Annotated in this window: 16 protein-coding genes; 7 read left to right on the top strand and 9 right to left on the bottom strand. The window is 66.2% G+C overall.

The annotated features are described in order from the left end of the window. Positions 1–352 precede the first annotated feature (352 nt). The 7 genes from RBB31_RS04475 to RBB31_RS04445 are packed head-to-tail and all read left to right on the top strand — an operon-like array spanning position 353 to position 7,149. Entirely contained in the window at positions 353–1,564 is a 1,212-nt protein-coding gene (locus RBB31_RS04475) for a GTP-binding protein (protein WP_371931289.1), read from the top strand. Continuing rightward, on the top strand, positions 1,561–2,193 hold the full coding sequence (locus RBB31_RS04470; protein ID WP_306128057.1) for a DUF1826 domain-containing protein: 633 nt from the start codon (positions 1,561–1,563) through the stop codon (positions 2,191–2,193). The genes RBB31_RS04475 and RBB31_RS04470 overlap by 4 nt, the downstream gene beginning before the upstream one ends. Next, entirely contained in the window at positions 2,190–2,453 is a 264-nt protein-coding gene (locus RBB31_RS04465) for a DUF6525 family protein (protein ID WP_306128056.1), read from the top strand. Before RBB31_RS04470 ends, RBB31_RS04465 begins: the two co-directional genes overlap by 4 nt. A 22-nt stretch (positions 2,454–2,475) precedes the next feature. Next, the gene (locus tag RBB31_RS04460) at positions 2,476–3,975 is read left to right on the top strand and encodes an ABC transporter substrate-binding protein (RefSeq protein WP_306128055.1); all 1,500 of its coding nucleotides are present in this window, start codon (positions 2,476–2,478) and stop codon (positions 3,973–3,975) included. Beyond that, positions 3,972–4,901: an ABC transporter permease gene (locus RBB31_RS04455; RefSeq protein WP_306128054.1), complete on the top strand. Its 930-nt coding sequence runs from the start codon at positions 3,972–3,974 to the stop codon at positions 4,899–4,901. Before RBB31_RS04460 ends, RBB31_RS04455 begins: the two co-directional genes overlap by 4 nt. After that, positions 4,898–5,710 carry an ABC transporter permease gene (locus RBB31_RS04450; RefSeq protein ID WP_306128053.1) on the top strand — a complete coding sequence of 271 codons (813 nt, stop codon included), beginning with the start codon at positions 4,898–4,900 and terminating at the stop codon, positions 5,708–5,710. Before RBB31_RS04455 ends, RBB31_RS04450 begins: the two co-directional genes overlap by 4 nt. After that, positions 5,707–7,149 carry an ABC transporter ATP-binding protein gene (locus RBB31_RS04445; RefSeq protein ID WP_306128052.1) on the top strand — a complete coding sequence of 481 codons (1,443 nt, stop codon included), beginning with the start codon at positions 5,707–5,709 and terminating at the stop codon, positions 7,147–7,149. Before RBB31_RS04450 ends, RBB31_RS04445 begins: the two co-directional genes overlap by 4 nt. A 291-nt stretch (positions 7,150–7,440) precedes the next feature. On the opposite strand, the gene RBB31_RS04440 is transcribed toward RBB31_RS04445, so the two are convergent. The 9 genes from RBB31_RS04440 to RBB31_RS04400 all read right to left on the bottom strand — a co-directional run bounded on the left by RBB31_RS04440 (position 7,441) and on the right by RBB31_RS04400 (position 16,301). Then, positions 7,441–8,046: a chemotaxis protein CheD gene (locus RBB31_RS04440; protein ID WP_306128051.1), complete on the bottom strand. Its 606-nt coding sequence runs from the start codon at positions 8,044–8,046 to the stop codon at positions 7,441–7,443. Positions 8,047–8,082: 36 nt separating this feature from the next. Further along, the gene (locus RBB31_RS04435; RefSeq protein WP_306128050.1) at positions 8,083–10,005 is read right to left on the bottom strand and encodes a methyl-accepting chemotaxis protein; all 1,923 of its coding nucleotides are present in this window, start codon (positions 10,003–10,005) and stop codon (positions 8,083–8,085) included. A gap of 25 nt (positions 10,006–10,030) precedes the next feature. Then, on the bottom strand, positions 10,031–10,600 hold the full coding sequence (locus RBB31_RS04430) for a PDC sensor domain-containing protein (protein ID WP_306128049.1): 570 nt from the start codon (positions 10,598–10,600) through the stop codon (positions 10,031–10,033). Between the two features lie 83 nt (positions 10,601–10,683). Then, positions 10,684–11,901 (bottom strand): PAS domain-containing protein, encoded by a 1,218-nt coding sequence (locus RBB31_RS04425; protein WP_306128048.1) that lies wholly within the window; start codon positions 11,899–11,901, stop codon positions 10,684–10,686. 47 nt (positions 11,902–11,948) lie between these two features. Continuing rightward, complete coding sequence (locus tag RBB31_RS04420; protein ID WP_306128047.1) at positions 11,949–12,299, bottom strand: hypothetical protein; 351 nt, start codon at positions 12,297–12,299, stop codon at positions 11,949–11,951. 34 nt (positions 12,300–12,333) lie between these two features. After that, positions 12,334–12,720, bottom strand: coding sequence for a response regulator (locus tag RBB31_RS04415; RefSeq protein ID WP_306128046.1), 387 nt, complete (start codon positions 12,718–12,720; stop codon positions 12,334–12,336). Further along, positions 12,717–13,661 carry a protein-glutamate O-methyltransferase CheR gene (locus RBB31_RS04410; RefSeq protein ID WP_306128045.1) on the bottom strand — a complete coding sequence of 315 codons (945 nt, stop codon included), beginning with the start codon at positions 13,659–13,661 and terminating at the stop codon, positions 12,717–12,719. Before RBB31_RS04410 ends, RBB31_RS04415 begins: the two co-directional genes overlap by 4 nt. After that, positions 13,658–14,128, bottom strand: coding sequence for a chemotaxis protein CheW (locus RBB31_RS04405; protein ID WP_306128044.1), 471 nt, complete (start codon positions 14,126–14,128; stop codon positions 13,658–13,660). Before RBB31_RS04405 ends, RBB31_RS04410 begins: the two co-directional genes overlap by 4 nt. After that, positions 14,121–16,301, bottom strand: a complete 2,181-nt coding sequence (locus RBB31_RS04400) for a chemotaxis protein CheA (RefSeq protein ID WP_306128043.1) — start codon at positions 16,299–16,301, stop codon at positions 14,121–14,123. The genes RBB31_RS04405 and RBB31_RS04400 overlap by 8 nt, the downstream gene beginning before the upstream one ends. Positions 16,302–16,307: the final 6 nt, after the last annotated feature.

Below are 16,307 nucleotides of genomic sequence, written 5' to 3'. Positions count from 1 at the left end.
CAGGCTTGCCGGATGACCGTTTTCGAGTCTGAACGGAAAACCAGGTCACGAGCGAAATCGGTCCGACCAAGCATTCTGTTACTTGCGTTTTCCAAAATGATATAAGATAACACTGTGATGTTATAAGGTAGCATAAACTGTGCTGCTAAGGTTCGATATTGCGGACTGGCCCGGACTGAAAAATGAGACGTTCTGAAGACCCCTCGGAAAGAGACTGCTCCGAGATCGCACGTAAGGCAGGGACGCGGCCCGGGTTGCCGGGGGCGAGGCTTTCGGCGAGGCCGTTGCACGTCGGGTGCCGACACCCCAATCCCAAACCGTTCACCTCGTCCACTCGTCAACTGGTGCTTATATGAACACAGCCTTGCAACCCCGCCTTCCTGTCACCGTTCTTTCCGGGTTTCTCGGCGCCGGCAAGACGACATTGCTGAACCGCGTCCTGAACAATCGCGAAGGGCGGCGCGTCGCCGTGATCGTCAACGACATGTCCGAGGTGAACATCGACGCCGACCTCGTGCGGGCCGACAGCGCGCTTTCGCGCACCGACGAGACGCTGGTCGAAATGTCCAACGGCTGTATCTGCTGCACCCTGCGTGATGATCTGCTGAAGGAGGTGCGCAAGCTGGCCGGCGAACAGCGCTTTGACTACCTGCTGATCGAATCCACCGGCATTTCAGAGCCTTTGCCCGTCGCCGCCACCTTCGAGTTTCGCGATGAAGCGGGCGAGAGCCTGTCGGACGTGTCGCGTCTCGATACGATGGTGACGGTTGTCGACGCGGTGAACCTGCTGAAGGACTATGCCAGCCACGACTTTCTGAGCGACCGCGGCGAGACGATGGGGGAGGAGGACGAGCGCACGCTGGTTCACCTGCTGACCGACCAGATCGAGTTCGCCGATGTGGTGATCCTGAACAAGGTCAGCGATGCCGGGCCCGAGCGCACCGATGCCGCGCGCAAGATCATCCGCAGCCTGAACGCGGACGCTAGGATCATCGAGACAGATCACTCCGATGTCGCGGCGGCCGAGATCCTGGATACAGGCCTCTTTGATTTCGAAAAGGCGCATGAGCACCCTATGTGGGCCAAGGAGCTTTACGGCTTTGCGGACCATGTTCCGGAAACCGAGGAATACGGGGTCGCCTCCTTCGTCTATCGCGCGCGGCAGCCGTTCGAGCCGGAAAAGATCATGGCGGTGCTGAACGGCGACCTGCCGGGCGTCATCCGGGCCAAGGGACATTTCTGGATCGCCACGCGGCCCGACTGGGTGGCGGAATATTCGCTGGCCGGGGCGCTGTCTTCGGTCACGCCGCTGGGCCAATGGTGGGCCACGGTGCCCAAGGAGCGGCATCCCGACCACGCCGGCGCGCAGGAGTACCTGAGGGCGCACTGGCAGGAGCCGTGGGGCGACCGCCGGCAGGAGATCGTGTTCATCGGGGCAGGTATCGACTGGCCGGCGCTGAAGGCGCGGCTGGACGCGGCGCTGGTGCCCGCGACGGTGGCGCCGGGACCGGACAGCCTGCCCGATCTGCCCGATCCGTTCCCCGCGTGGCGGAGGGCGTCATGACCCTGCATCCGATTGTTCCAAAAGGCGCCGGGACGGGCGTGCTGAGCGTCAATGGCCCCGAGGACATGGGCGCGATCAGGCTGCCGGGAGTCGGTGGCGTGATCTGCCGGCGCAGGCTGCCCGAAACCGTGCTGCACTGGCTGGAGACGCTACCACCCGAAACATTGCCCGCGACCCGCGTCATCGTGCGACCCGGCGAGATTGCCTCGGCCGTCACCCTGGCCTGCGACGAGGCGGGGCTGCCCGACGCGCCCGAGCGTCGGATCCTCATCGACGATATCGCGGGACTGGCCGCCAGCTTTGCCGAGATGACACGTGCGCGGTGGCTGCGGCTGCGGCTGGACCCGATTGCCACCAATGCCTGTCGCCGGTTCCACATCGACAGGGTCACGGCTCGGCTGGTATGCACCTATCGCGGCGCCGGCACGCAATACGGTGTGGCGCGCGACGATGTGCCGGCCACCATCCATACGGTGCCGACCGGATCGCCTTTCGTCATGCGCGGCACGCTCTGGCCGGCGCAACCCGATCCGCACCTGCTGCACCGATCTCCGCCGATCGAGGGCACGGGCGATACCCGCCTGATGCTGGCGCTCGACCCGGTCACCGATCCGGACGCCGAGGCATGAGCCGCAACATCGCCACCAGCCTGCGCCGCCGGCGGCGCAGCGACCCGATGCGTGATTTCGATGCCCTGCCCCAGCCATTGCGCAACTGGATGCACCAGGCGGCGCTGGCGTGGTCGCCGGCCTCGTGCCGCCGCATCTGGCAAAAGGCGCGGGCCGAAGGTGAAGCGCCCGACACCATCCTTGCCCGGCTCGACCGGGCCGAGCGGATGACGCTGGCCCGCGACAGGCTGACCTGTGCGGCCAGCAACACAAAGACATGACAAGACCAAAGGACCGAAGACCATGAAACGCACCCTGTCCCTGATCGTTGCGGCACTGCTCGCCGCGACGTCACCCGCGCTGGCCGACGACACGCTCGATGTCGTCGCCCAATTCGAGATCCAGTCGCCGGAACCCTCGACCTCGGGCTATATCTTCACCCGCATGGGTGTCACCGAGACGCTGACAAATGCCGACCCAGAGGGTCAGTTGACGCCCGGGCTGGCCACCGACTGGAGCACATCCGACGACGGGCTGACCTGGACCTTCGCTCTGCGGGAGGGCGTGATGTTCCACGACGGTACCGAGATGACGCCGGAGGCCGCGGCCAACGCGCTGACCATCGCACAGGGCAAGCCCGGCCCGCTATCGGATGCGCCGGTCGAGGCGATCCAAGCAGGCGACGGTGTCGTGATGTTCACGTTGTCGGAGCCCTTTGCAGCGCTTCCGGCCTACCTTGCGCATTACAGCGCGCAGATCCTGGCGCCGGACGCCTACGGCCCGGATGGCGCGGGCGTCGAGATCATCGGCACGGGCCCCTACAAGGTGACCGAACTTGCGCCGCCGCTCAGCCTTAAGGCCGAGACCTTTGCCGAATACTGGGGCCCCGCGCCCAACGTGCCCAATGTCAGCTATGCCGCTGTCAGCCGGGTCGAAACCCGCGCGCTGATGGCCGAGTCCGGCGAGGCCGATTTCGTTTTCGGGCTGGACCCGGCCTCGGTCGCGCGGCTGGATGCGACCGAGGCGGCGACCGTCCATTCCGTCGCCATCCCGCGCACCTTGCTGTTAAAGGTTAACGCCGGGCATCCTTTCCTGACCGAGCCCGAGGCGCGGCAGGCCCTGTCACTGGCCATCGATCGCGAGGGCATCGCGAAGGCCGTTCTGCGCTACCCCGAAGGCGCCACGCAGTTGTTCCCGCCTGCGGTGGGAGAATGGCATGACGAGACGCTCGACCCGCTGGCCCATGATCCCGAAGCGGCCAAGGCGATGCTGGCCGACCTGGGATGGGAAGCGGGCGGCGACGGCATCCTGACGCGTGACGGCGAACGGTTTGCGCTGACGCTCACCACCTATCCCGACCGGCCCGAACTGCCGCTGGTCGCCTCGGTGCTGGAGCAGCAATTCCGGGCCATCGGCGTGGAACTGAGCATCAACACAACCAATTCCAGCGAAATCAGTTCGGGTCACGCCGACGGCTCGCTCGACCTTGGGCTGATCGCGCGGAACTTCGGCCTGATCCCCAACCCGGTGGGCACGGTGCTGTCAGATTACGCGCCGACCGGCGACTGGGGCGCCATGGGATGGCAGAACGACGAGATCGCGGAGCTGGCCCGAAGTGTCGGGCGCGGTGACGGTGGCGCGGATGCGCGTGCACGGATCGCCGAGATCCTGCAGGCCGAGCTGCCCATCATTCCGATCGCGTGGTACCGCCAGACGCTGGCCGTCGCAGAGGGTGTCGAGGGCACCGTCATCGACCCGTGGGAGCGGACTTTTGGGTTGCAGGACCTGAAGCTGGCACAATGAAGACACTGATCACACGCGGCATCCAGGCGGTGATGGTGGCGGTCCTGATCGGGGCCGCCACATTCGCCATGATGCGCAGCCTCCCGGGAGATGCGGCCTATCGCATCGCCGCCGGGCGCTATGGATACGACAACGTCAACACCGCCGCCGCCGACGCGGTGCGCGAAGAACTGGGGCTGGGCGGCCCTGCGCTGCCCGCCTTCCTGAACTGGCTGGGCGATCTCGCGCGGCTGGATTTCGGCACCTCGCTGGTGACCGGCAATCCCGTCATCGCCGAAATCGGCCACCAGTTGGGGGCCAGCCTCGCGCTGGCGGCGGTGGCGGTTTTGCTGTCGCTTCTGATCGGCCCGCCGCTGGGCATACTGGCGGGCCTGCGCCCGGGCGGCGTGCTGGACCGCGCCCTGCTGATCGTCTCGACGGGGCTGAAGGCGGTGCCGCAATTCCTGATGGCGCTGATCCTGATCCTGGTCCTTTCGGTCCAGTTGAAACTGCTGCCCGCAGCGGGCCATGGTGAAGCACGCCACTTCATCCTGCCCGCGCTGGCGCTGGCGCTGGGCCTTGCCGCCGTGAACGCGCGCATCGCACGGGACGCGATGGCAAGGGTGGGTGCCATGCCCTATTACGCCTTCGCCCAGTGGAAAGGCCTCAGCCGGCGACAGACCCTGATGCGCCACGGGCTGCGCAACGTGTCGGTGCCGCTGCTGACCTATCTCGGCCTGCAATTCGTGACGCTGGTCGAGGGTGTCGTGGTGGTCGAGGCGGTGTTCGGCTGGCCCGGGATCGGCCACGCCCTGGTGCATGCGATCTTTTCGCGGGACGTGCCGATGGTGCAGGGCACGGCGTTGGTTCTGGGCCTCAGCTTCGTCGTGATCAACGCGGTCATCGACCTTGTCACGCAACGGATCGATCCAAGGAGGGCCGCATGACCGATGCTGTTGCGATCCCGCGTCCCGCAGGACAGGCCGTGCGCCTTGCCGGCGCGACACTGGTGGCGACGGTGCTCGCCTTTGCCCTGATCGGCCCGATGATCGTGCCGGGCGACCCTTATGCGCAGTCGCTGATGCAGGCGCTGGGCGCGCCCGACGCGACCGCGCCGCTGGGCCATGACCACCTTGGCCGGTCGATCTTTCACCGGCTGGCCCATGCCCTGCGCCTGTCGCCCGTCATCGCCATCGCCGCGGTGCTGACCGCAGGGGGCGCGGGACTGGTGCTGGGCACGCTGGCGGCAGCACGGGGCGGCTGGATCGACCGGATCCTGACGATCCTGGCCGATGCGCTTCTGGCCTTGCCGGGGCTGCTTTTGGTGCTGATCGTGCTGGCGATCGTGCCGGGCACGGCGCTGGGGTTCTGGGCCGGGCTGTCGCTGGTCCTGTGGGTCGAGTTCTTTCGCCTGACGCGGGCCGCCACGCGCGACACGCTGGCCTCGCCCGCCGTCGAGGCGTCGCGCCTGCTGGGCTTCGGCCCGGTCTATGTCTTCCGCACGCATATCTGGCCCGAAATCGCGCCGATGATGCTGACCGCCGCCGCCTTTGGGACGGCAACGGCGATCATGGCCATCGCGGCGCTGGGCTTCGTGCATGTGGGAATGCGCGCCCCGACGCCGGAACTGGGCCTAATGATGGTCGAACTTCTTCCCTATTGGCGCGAGGCGCCGCTGGCGCTGCTGTCGCCGGTGGTGGCGACCTTCGTGCTGCTGCTTGGACTGACACTATTGGCCGGGAGCCGTGAGACATGACCCTGTTGCGTGCCGAGAACATCACCGTCTCCGAAGGCGACACCCCGATCCTGCACCCGGTGTCCCTGCATCTAGACCCCGGCGAGCCGCTGGTCGTGCTGGGCGAGACCGGATCGGGCAAGAGCTTGCTGGCACAGGCCATCATGGGCACATTGCCCAAGGATCTCTCGTCGAAAGGGCGCGTGGTTCTGGGTGAGCGTTTGCTTGACGCCGCGCGGCCCGCGGGATTCCGCCCGCTCTGGGGGCGCGAGATGGCGGTCCTGGCGCAGGAGCCGTGGCTGTCGCTCGACCCGCTGATGCGGGCCCGGGCGCAGGTGAGCGAGGCGCACCGGTTGGTGCGCGGGCTGGGCGCTGCCGAGGCGCGCGCGCAGGCGCAGAATGATCTCGCGCGGCTGGGCCTCGGCGGTGCCGAGGACCGGTATCCGCACGAGCTGTCGGGCGGCATGGCGCAGCGCGTGGCCATCGCTGCAGCGCGGGCGGGCGGTGCGCGAATCGTCATCGCCGACGAGCCGACCAAGGGGCTGGACGCCGCGCGCCGTGACGAGGTGGCCGACCTGCTGCTGGCGGAACTGGCGCAGGGCGGGGGGCTGTTGGTCATCACCCACGACCTTGCACTGGCGCGGCGGATCGGCGGGCGGATCGTCATCCTGCGCGACGGGAAGGTGGTGGAGGCTGGCGTGACGCGGTCCGTCATGGCCGCCCCTGCCAAGGATTACAGCCGCGAATTGATCGCCGCAGATCCCGAGACCTGGACCGCCCGGCGCAAGCCGCCTGCCGGCGCCGCCGTGCTGACCGCCACCGGCCTTGCGGCAGAGCGCGGCGGCAACCGGCTATTCTCGGAGATTTCCTTCGATCTCTGCGAAGGACGCATTCTTGGGGTCACTGGGCCCTCGGGTTGTGGCAAGTCCACGCTGGGCGATGTCGTTCTGGGTCTTGTGCGGCCTGTCGCAGGGCGGGTGGAACGGGCCGCGGGCCTTCCGCCGACCGCCTTTCAGAAGCTCTACCAGGATCCGGTCGCGGCCTTTCCGCGGCACCGGACGCTGGGGCGCACGCTGGCCGATGTGGCCCGCCGTCACGGTCAGACGCAAGATCGGATCAATGCTCTGATGCCGCGCCTCGGCCTTGCGCCGGTATTGCTGAACCGCAGGCCCGGCGCCGTCTCCGGCGGTGAGCTTCAGCGCCTCGCGCTGCTGCGCCTTCTGCTTGTCCGGCCCAGGTTCATCTTTGCCGACGAGCCGACCTCGCGCCTCGATCCGATCACGCAGAGACAAGTGATCAGCCTTCTCACCGAAACCGTCGAGCGTGAAGGATGCGGCCTGATGCTGGTCAGCCACGAAGCGGCGCTGGTCGGGGCGACGGCGGACCACGTCCTGTCGCTGGGCGCGGAGGGATCGCACACGGAAATGAACGGCCCGATCGTTGCAGGGGCATTGCGTTGACCCGCAAGACACGCGCGAACTATACGCGCATGTCATGCCGACTGGCTTCGGTACCACCTTGTCAGGTCTCCCTGTCGAGGCACTGCGCCGGCACTCGCTGGGGTCTCGAGGCGAACCATAGTTTTCTGCCCGTCGGGTGGGCCCCGGCGAAACGGGCTTGCTTGAGACTATCTGTGGTTTCCCGGATCCGCGACTTTGGCCCGTCCGCGCGTGAGGAAGAAGTCAGACTGCGGAAACCGGTGGAGCGCCATAGCTGATCCTCCAGGCACGATTGCGAAATCGGGCCGATAATCAGAAAAGTTGAATATCACCCTGCGACGCGGTGTCGTCCCGCTGCGGTCGCGCAGGAACGGGCAGGGCGGGATCCGTCATGCTCGACATGAAGCATTGCTGGACCCGACCCGAGACGGGCCAGAACCTGATCTTGCGGCCCCTCGTGCCGCCGAGGCAACTGCCCGTCACGCTGAAGCCTTCGTTTTCCATGTACCATTTGGCGAAGCTGGCATTCTTGGCCCCGATCTCGGAGCCGCCGTCGAACATCTTGGCGCCGCCGAAAAGCTTGACCTCGAGGCGACGGCGGTCCGCGCCCTTTTTCAGAAGGCCGTTGATCAGCAGTTCCATGGCATTCACGCCATAGCGCATGTTGTCGCCGCGATCGCTGTTCCCGCCTGGCAACAGGAAGTGGTTCATGCCGCCCACACCGGTCACCGCGTCCCACATGCAGGTGGCGATACACGAGCCGAGAATCGTGGTCATGACCTCGTCGCGCCGGGACGAGATCCGAGTTTCGCCCTGAAACAGCGGAATGAAGACGGCTCCTTCGACCGGGCCGGGGGCCTGACCGCGCAGGCCGGCCCGGACCGGCTGCGCTCCGCCGCGGCTGTCGGGACGTGTCATTCTGCCTCCTGGCGCCGCGGTGGGGCGGGGGTTCGATCAGAATTCATGCCAGTCTTCCGCGCCGTTCACCGCGACGGCACTGACGGCGGGCGCGGGTGCCTTGGCCGGTATGCCCGGCCGGGCCGGGGCGGCCGCGTGCGGATCGGTCCGGGCGAGTTCACCTTCCCAGCCGGTCTTGCGGGGTGCCATGTCACCCGGTCCGGCGCTGGCGGTGGACGTATCGCGCAACTCGTCAAGGTTGAACTGGCGCAGGATGTCGGACATGCGTTGCGCCTCGTGGCTGAGACTGCGGCTGGCGGCCGAGGATTCCTCGATCACGGCGGCGTTCTGCTGGGTCACCTTGTCGAGTTCGGTGACGCTGTCCTTGATCTCGGCAAGATTGGTCGCCTGTTCGCTGGAGCCGCTGGCGATGCGCGACACCAGGTCGGAGACGTGGTTGACGCCGTCGATGATGTCGCTGAGCGCCGCGCCAGCCTGGTTGGCAAGTTCGCTGCCTTCGGTGACATGCTCGCTTGAGCGCATGATGAGTTCCTTGATTTCGTTTGCGGAATCCGAGGCCCGTTGCGCAAGGGCGCGCACTTCGGAGGCGACCACGGCAAAGCCGCGGCCGGAATCCCCGGCGCGCGCGGCCTCGACGCCGGCGTTCAGGGCCAGAAGGTTGGTCTGGAACGCGATGTCATCGATCACGCCGATGATAGCGGTGATCTGTTGGGAGGATTCCTCGATATCGCGCATGGCCTTGACCGTGCGGTCGACGACCGCGCCGCCGGTGGCGGCGCGCGTCTTGTTGTCGGCGATCCGCTCGTTGGCGTCCATCGCCAGGGTGGCGGTCGTCTGCACGCTGGTATTGAGTTCCTCGATGGCGGCGGCGGATTCCTCGAGTGTTGCGGCCTGCGCCTCGGAGCGCTTGGACTGTTCCTCGGCCACCTCGGAGATTTCCTGAGAGCTGGTGCGCACGCTGTCGGCGGTGGAGACGATGGTCGACAGCATGCTGCGCAGGTTCGAGACGACGTCGTTGAAATTGTCGCAGATCTCGATGTGGTCGGAATCGAGCCCTTCGAACTCCGCCGTCTGGATCATGCAATCGGTCTGACCGGCAGAAAGACGCGACATGCGCTCGCCAAGCTGGTGCAGCAGGTTTTGCCGCATCAACGTCAGCTTCTGCCGCTCACGGGCCTCGGTCTGGTCGCGCAGCAGCGTGTCGCGGAACCCTTCCAGGCCCTGCGCCATCGTGCCGATCTCGTCGCCGCGCCGGGCGCCCGGTATGGCGGTCGTGTAATCATGGTCGGAGACGGCCTGCATGGCGCGGCTGAGCGCCTTGATCGGCCCGGTCACCAGATGCGAGATCGCAAGAACGATCGCAACCAGTCCGCCGATGGCCACGACAGAGCTGATGCCCAGCACGCGCAGGATCTGCATCTGCTGGGCGGCAAGGAAAATGCCGTTGTCCCAGGCAAAACCGGCTGCGCCCAGAACCGTCTCGCCGTCCTTGGCCAGGATCGGTACGGCGACGATGTCGATATGGCCATTCTGAACCTGGGCCAAACGCTTGGTGTCGATCGCGTCCTGCAAGACATGGGGCAATTGCGCCTGCGGGGTGGCGCGCGCGTTGTAGGCCGACAGGTGCTCGCCCGAAACGTGCAGAATATCGACGGCGACCAGCGACGGATCCTTTTCGGTGGCAGGCTGGTAGATTTCGGTCAGTCGGTTTCCGTCCTTGAACTGCATCGGTCCGCGCATCTGGCTCGAGAGCATTTCGGCGAAGTCGGCCTGGTGTTCGACCTGTTTTGCCTGGCTCATGGATCTGAGGTTGACGCTGAGCAGTGCGAAACAGACGCTGAAGGTGAGAAGGAAGCCCAGGGCGACGGCAACCGCAAGCTTCGAACGGATGCTGAGCGCCGACAGGGCGGCGGTAATCCGGCCGGTACCGGTGTCGGTGGTTGGTGCGGTCGTGGTCATCACGGACTCCCCTAGGGTGGAATTGTCAGTTTGCGGAGGCAAGCATTTCGACGTTGACGCCGACGGTGATCACGCCGACGAAACTGCCGTCATCCATGATCGGAACGCTGACCTGGCTTTGGTAGGACTGGGTGGATTCGTCGAATTCGATATCGCCGATATGGATGCTTGACGTCTCGTGCGGGACCTGCCACTTGGCCTCGTCCCCCTGCCAATAGTCCGAGGTGATGCCGCTCTGGCCGACATTGAGCCCGCGGATGTCGGTGACGAAAATCTCGGTATAGCGCCCGGCGCCCTGCATGTGGATATCCTTGAGGTGGGCCGACAGCGTGTTCGACAGCACGGTGTCGACCAGATCACCGCCCGAGACGGTCTGTTGCCGCCAGGTGGCGTCGAGCGCGATGATCTCGTGCTCGGTCAGGCTGGCGGTCGAGACGTTCTGGGCGCGGACGGCGCCGAGGACAACCGGATCGGCGACCCAGGCGGCAATGGTGCTGTTGGCAAGATCGGTCAATGCACCGTCATATTCGCCGGCCGCCTGGGCGCCGGTGGCGACGAGAATCGTCGCGGCAAGGGTGGTAAGCGTCTTCTTCATGGGTCCCTCCGAAGGTTGGATTTGGTCAAGGTCAGCCGGCATGATCGGCGATAAGATTTAAGATCCTCTGAACCCCCGTCAGATCAGAGCGCATTGGACGTGGCGTCGATCTGGAACGCGGTGGCGGAGAGCGCGGCAAGGTGTCGGTCGGTCTGTTGATGGGCCTCCTCGAGACGGTGGATGATGCCGACAAGGCCGGTGTCCACGTCGCTCATCCGGCCGCTTTCGACACGGCAGAGCAGCTTGACGAGGTCGAGGCCGTTGATCCGGCGGCGCAGCTGGCGGCAGACATCCGGGACAAGCTTGCCCAGGCTGGCAACCTCGGAAACGGCGGCGCGGCTGATCTCGGTGAGTGACGCGGATTGGGCATGCAGGATCTCGCGCCCGCCGAGATTGCGGTTTGCCGCGTCGTATTTCACGGCCGACTGGCGGGCGGTCAGGTCCATCAGTCCGGCGATCTGAGACAGGCTTTGGGCGCGGACAAGGGCGCCGCGCATGCGCACCAAGAGGCCCGTCTCGTCGCAGCGCAGACGCTCGATCATCTGGTACATGTCCGACGACATCGTCTCGTAGTTCTTGGAGATGGTGCCGATCGCGACCCCCGCGCCCTCCAACCGGCTGCTGAGGATGCGCAGGTTGATCGGTTCGCCGCGCACCTGCTGAAATATCTCGATGATCCTCTGGACCAGTAGATCGGACTCGTTCATCAGCTCTGTCAGCTGGGCGATCTTCCTCAGGTCGGATTCCGCGGCCTGGTCGATATCCTCGCGCCTGTTGAACTCGGCGTCGAGCGCGGCAAGGCTGTAGGCGTCGAAATCGGGGTACCCCTGCTCGGCCAGCCGCCCCAGCATCCAATCGGCGCTTTTGTCCGGGGGCATGCCGCCGGCCTCTTCTGCGAGCATGGCGGTGTAGATGTCGCGTGTCAGGTCGAAAAAGTCCGAGCGCGGCTTGATCCGGACCGAAAGGTACCCGTCGCGCGTCGGCGTGACGGTCGCGAAGACCCAGTAGAAGCCGCCATCGGCTGTGGAATTCTTGACATATGTGCAGACCGGAAGCTTGGCATGAAGCCTGGCCCACATCAGGTGGAAAAGGCCGCGGGGCATGTCGGGATGGCGCACGACCTTGTGCGGCGCACCGACGAGATCCTCCTTCGGCATGCCCGCGACCCGGCAGAATTCCTGGTTGGCATAGCCGATCACACCGCGGGGATCGGTTGCCGAGGCAAGAAGCTGTTCAGGCGGATAGTCGACCTCGGCCCCGGGCGGTGTGGGGTGGTCGGTAGCGGTTGCCGTTTGTTGCATCGCGAAAGGTCCTTTCAGAGGTGGCCGCGCCGCGCGCCGCAGAGGTGTCAGAACAGGATCGGCTGGCCGTCGCCGCGACCCAGATCGGGCTTCACGGGATCATCCAGCAATCGGTGCCGGAAATAATCGAGGCGGACCTGGTCGAGCAGCGCGGAGGGATCGAGCCGCGCGCCGGTTTCGACCGAGGCCGACACGGTGTCGAGCACGCGTGAGATGTCGCGCAGATGCTGCCAGAGCGCATCGACCCGCTGAAGGTCGCGCAGATCCGCCGTGGCATGCTCGGGCAGGTGCATGACCAGTTCGGGAATCAGGGTGTCCAGACGCTGCGCGATGCCCGCGAGATCGTCGGTTTCCTCGGCCAGAATGGCGAGAATGCGGGAGATGGGGCGAGGCGTCACGGAATGCTCCTGATGGTTGACGGGGGGCGGCGGCTCAGAGGCGGCCGACGACCTTTTCGATGCAGGCCTTGAGCTGCGCGGTCTGGAACGGCTTCTTGAGGTAGTTGTTCATGCCCAGCCGGGTGCCCCGCTCGATGATGTCCCTGTCGGCGCGGCCGGTCACCAGGATGAACCCGGTCCGGGCGATGGCCCGGTGCGAACGGATCGCCTCGAGCAGTTGCAGGCCGTCCATGCGGGGCATGTTGAAATCGGAGATCACGAGATGCACGGGCTTGGAAGCAAGGCTGCTCCAGGCGGTGTGGCCGTCAGCCTCGGTGCGGTAATTCTTGATCCCCAGTTCGTCGAGCGCCTGGGTCAGAAGACCGCGGCTGGTGGACATGTCGTCGACGACAAGGATATGCAGTTTCTCTTTCAGGCTCATCCGAGGGCTCCGTTGCTGTCTGGACGCCGGGCGCCGGTGGTTTTCAGGGGGGGAACGTCAGCGCGCCTGTGCGCTGGATCTGGCGAAACGTCCCGGGGCAGGCAGAAGGCGCCACGCTCCTGCTGGGTGAACCGCCGGGCGATGGGTTCGGGCAGCATTTCGGAATGGCCGACATAGAGCGCGCCGCCCGGTGCGATCCGATCCGCGAGGCGCTGCCACAGCCGGGCCTGCGTGTCGTCGTCGAAATAGATCGTCACGTTGCGGCACATGATGACATCGAAGCCGCCGTGGAACGGCCATTCGCCGTTGAGGTTCAGGCAGCGGAACGTGATCAGGTCGCGCGGCGCCTGTGCCACGCGCACCATGCCGTTTCGCCCTGCGCCGCGGTCCAGATGCCGCTCGGCGTAGCCGGCCGGCAGATCCGTGAGGCTGGAGGCCGGGTAGGCGCCGGCGCGGGCGATCTCGAGCGCTGCCTTGTCGATGTCGGTGGCCAGGATGCGCAGGTCGAGCCGGGCGGCCTCGGGGCAGGCATCAAGCGTGCGAAAGGCCAGGTCGTAGGCTTCTTCGCCGGTCGAGCAGGCGGCGGACCAGAGCCGCACGCGGCGGCCCGCGCGGGCGGCGGCGGCTAGATTGGGCAGGATGCGATCGGCGAGGTGCGTGAAATGGTGATCCTCGCGGTTGAACCGGGTCATGTTGGTGGTCAGCGCGGAAATGAATGCATCCTGCTCGGTGGCATTGCCGGGCTGTTGCAGCCAGGTGCAATAGGCGTCGACCGAGCCGATCCCCAGCGCCTTGAGCCGCTTGGCCAGGCGTCCGGACACCATCGCCCGCTTGTTGCCGCCGATATGGATGCCGGTCATACGCTTGAGAAGGTCGGCGACCATGGCGAAGTCGTCGGGGCTGATCAGGGGCGGGGCCGCGGATTGCGGTTGGTCATTCATGCGCTCAACGGGGCCTCTTGCGGCAGCACCTCGCGAACGTCGATCGCGCGCACGAGCTTGTCGTCGAGCGAATGGACGCCGCGGATGAACGCCTGGGTCCGCGAGGAGGAGACTTCGGGGGTCGCCTGCATCTCGGACTCGTCGACGGTGATGATGTCGGAGACGGCGTCGACCAGAAAGCCGACGATCTTGTCGTCGATCTGGGCGATGATGATGACATGGCGCTTGCCCGGTTCGGTCTTGCCGAAGCCCAGCCGCAGGGACAGGTCGACCACGGGCAGGACGATGCCGCGCAGGTTCATCATTCCGACGACGAAATCGGGAGCGTGGGGCAGCGTTGTCGTGCTTGTCCAGCCGCGGATTTCGAGAACGTGGGAAATCTCGATGCTGAAATCCTGATCCTCGACGGTGAAGCAGACGATCTCCACCCGGTTGACGGTGCGGGATTCGGTCTGGGTATCATGCATGATGAACGTCTCCTGTGGTGTCTGGCCAGGCGCGGTCGACCCATCCGCCTTGGCCAGGGGGGGCGATCATCTGGTCGGTGTCGACAATGAGCGCGATTTTCCCGTCCCCGAGGATCGTGGCCGCGGCGATGCCCGGGATTTTCTGGTAGTTCTGTTCCAGCCCCTTGATCACGACCTCGCGCTGCTCGGCGATACCGTCGACGGCGAGGGCGTAGCGGTGGCCGGAATCACCCTCGATCAGAAGCAGGGACTGCTTGCCCAGGCACATCGGGGTGGAGCGGAAGCCGAGCGCGGCGCCAAGATCCTTGATCGGGACCATCTCGCCGTCGAGCGCCAGCACGTTGTCGCCGTCACAGAGCGTGTGCACCTTGGCCTGGCCCGGTTGCAGCATTTCGCGCAGGGGCAGGGTGGGCACGATCAGCGACTGGTCGGCGACCTTGACCACCATGCCCTCGAGCACGGCGAGGGTGAGCGGCAGGGAGACCGTGACGGAGGTGCCGCGGCCGGGCACCGATTGCAGGCTGACGCGCCCGCCCAGCGACTGGATCTCGTTGCGAACGACATCCATGCCGACGCCGCGGCCCGACAGGTTGGAAATTTCGCCCGCGGTGGAAAAGCCGGGACGGAAGAGCAGGTTGTCGATATCGCTGTCGCTGAGATCATCCTCGGGCCGGATCAGGCCCTTCTCGATCGCGATCTGGCGCACTTTCTCGCGGTTGATGCCGGCCCCGTCATCCTTGATCAGAATGACGACGCGACCAGAGCGGTGGCTGGCCTCGAGCGTGACCGTGCCGCGCTCGTCCTTGCCGGCGCTGCGCCGCGCCTCGGGTATTTCGAGCCCGTGGTCGATGGCGTTGCGGATCATGTGGGTAAGCGGCTCGACCAGCCGTTCGGTGACGGTCTTGTCCACCTCGGTGGCGTCGCCCAGCGTGACCAGACGGGCGGATTTCCCGGCCTCTCGGGCTGTCTCGCGGACGATTCGCGACATGCGCTGGAAGAGGCTGCGCACGGGTTGCGCGCGGATCGCCATGACGCTTTCCTGGATCGCGCCCGAGAGCGTCTTGAGCTGGCTCATGGCCTCGTCCACGCCGCTGTTGGCGGAGCTGGGCATCTCGTCCATCGACTGGCGCAGCATCGCCTCGGCGATGACAAGCTCGCCCACGAGGTTGATCAGGCGGTCGACACGGTGGAGATCGACGCGGATCGTGCTGGTGCGCGAACTTGCGGGCCGTGACGCGGGGGCGGGAGCACCGGACGCCGGCACCGCGGCGGCGGGGTGTTCGGGCGTGGACAGATTGTCGCCGGGTGGCGCCGCGATCATATCGGCGGAGGTGGCGTCCGAAAGCGGCGCCATATCCGAAGGCGCGGGCAGAGGCGGCAGGCCGCCCGGGCCGGTCGCGGTGGCGGAAATCTCGAGCTCGCACAGGCCTTCGACGAATTCGAAGACTTCGCGGATGGCGGCCTCGTCGACGGAATCGTCGGCGGTGAAGGTCAGCGTCCAGCTGAGCGCGGGGTCGGACCATGGGCCGTCACGCAGGGGTGCGAGCGCGGAGAGGTCGGCCGCGACCTCGAGCGTGCCGAGAGCTTCGAGGCTGCGGAACAGGATCGCGGGGTCATGGCCGTTGGCGAAAAGCTGGGGCGAGGCTCTGAACCGGATCTCGACAGTGCCGTTACCCTCGGGCGCGCCCATCTCGTCGAGCGCGGGCAGGTCGCCGTCGAGTGCGAGGAAGGTCGGTTGGAAAGCGGGCTCTTCGGCCTCTGCAACAGCCTGCCCCGCATCGCCGGAGGTGCCGTTAGCGGCGTTGCTGACGTGCTTGAGGTCGCTGAGGATCGAGGCGCCCTGGTCTGGCGGAAGTTCTGCGGCCTGACTGGCGGCCTCGACCAGGTCGGCGAGGTGGTCGCTGGCCGTGAGGAGGAGGTTCACGACATCGGCGCTCACCACGAGACGGTTGCTGCGGATATCGTCGAGCACGTTCTCGAAGGCGTGGGCGAAGGAGACCATCTGATCGAGGCCGAAGGCGCCGGCGCCGCCCTTCATCGAGTGCACGGCGCGGAACATGCTGTTGACGGTTTCCGCGTCACCGGTGCCGGCCTCGAGATCGTTCAGGCCGGAGGAAAGTTGTTCCAGCAGGTCGTCGCATTCCTGGAAGAACATCTGGTTGAGATCGTTCATGTGCGG

The sequence above is a fragment of the Roseovarius sp. MMSF_3350 genome, assembly GCF_030733425.1.
Lineage (GTDB): Bacteria > Pseudomonadota > Alphaproteobacteria > Rhodobacterales > Rhodobacteraceae > Roseovarius.
This window is presented reverse-complemented; position numbering and strand designations above follow the sequence as displayed.

What these genes read in the sequence shown, in the direction of transcription:
- RBB31_RS04475 (WP_371931289.1), top strand. Translation starts at nt 353, where the DNA reads ATGAACACAGCCTTGCAACCCCGCCTTCCTGTCACCGTTCTTTCCGGG.
- RBB31_RS04470 (WP_306128057.1), top strand. Translation starts at nt 1,561, where the DNA reads ATGACCCTGCATCCGATTGTTCCAAAAGGCGCCGGGACGGGCGTGCTG.
- RBB31_RS04465 (WP_306128056.1), top strand. Translation starts at nt 2,190, where the DNA reads ATGAGCCGCAACATCGCCACCAGCCTGCGCCGCCGGCGGCGCAGCGAC.
- RBB31_RS04460 (WP_306128055.1), top strand. Translation starts at nt 2,476, where the DNA reads ATGAAACGCACCCTGTCCCTGATCGTTGCGGCACTGCTCGCCGCGACG.
- RBB31_RS04455 (WP_306128054.1), top strand. Translation starts at nt 3,972, where the DNA reads ATGAAGACACTGATCACACGCGGCATCCAGGCGGTGATGGTGGCGGTC.
- RBB31_RS04450 (WP_306128053.1), top strand. Translation starts at nt 4,898, where the DNA reads ATGACCGATGCTGTTGCGATCCCGCGTCCCGCAGGACAGGCCGTGCGC.
- RBB31_RS04445 (WP_306128052.1), top strand. Translation starts at nt 5,707, where the DNA reads ATGACCCTGTTGCGTGCCGAGAACATCACCGTCTCCGAAGGCGACACC.
- RBB31_RS04440 (WP_306128051.1), bottom strand. Translation starts at nt 8,046, where the DNA reads ATGACACGTCCCGACAGCCGCGGCGGAGCGCAGCCGGTCCGGGCCGGC.
- RBB31_RS04435 (WP_306128050.1), bottom strand. Translation starts at nt 10,005, where the DNA reads ATGACCACGACCGCACCAACCACCGACACCGGTACCGGCCGGATTACC.
- RBB31_RS04430 (WP_306128049.1), bottom strand. Translation starts at nt 10,600, where the DNA reads ATGAAGAAGACGCTTACCACCCTTGCCGCGACGATTCTCGTCGCCACC.
- RBB31_RS04425 (WP_306128048.1), bottom strand. Translation starts at nt 11,901, where the DNA reads ATGCAACAAACGGCAACCGCTACCGACCACCCCACACCGCCCGGGGCC.
- RBB31_RS04415 (WP_306128046.1), bottom strand. Translation starts at nt 12,720, where the DNA reads ATGAGCCTGAAAGAGAAACTGCATATCCTTGTCGTCGACGACATGTCC.
- RBB31_RS04410 (WP_306128045.1), bottom strand. Translation starts at nt 13,661, where the DNA reads ATGAATGACCAACCGCAATCCGCGGCCCCGCCCCTGATCAGCCCCGAC.
- RBB31_RS04405 (WP_306128044.1), bottom strand. Translation starts at nt 14,128, where the DNA reads ATGCATGATACCCAGACCGAATCCCGCACCGTCAACCGGGTGGAGATC.
- RBB31_RS04400 (WP_306128043.1), bottom strand. Translation starts at nt 16,301, where the DNA reads ATGAACGATCTCAACCAGATGTTCTTCCAGGAATGCGACGACCTGCTG.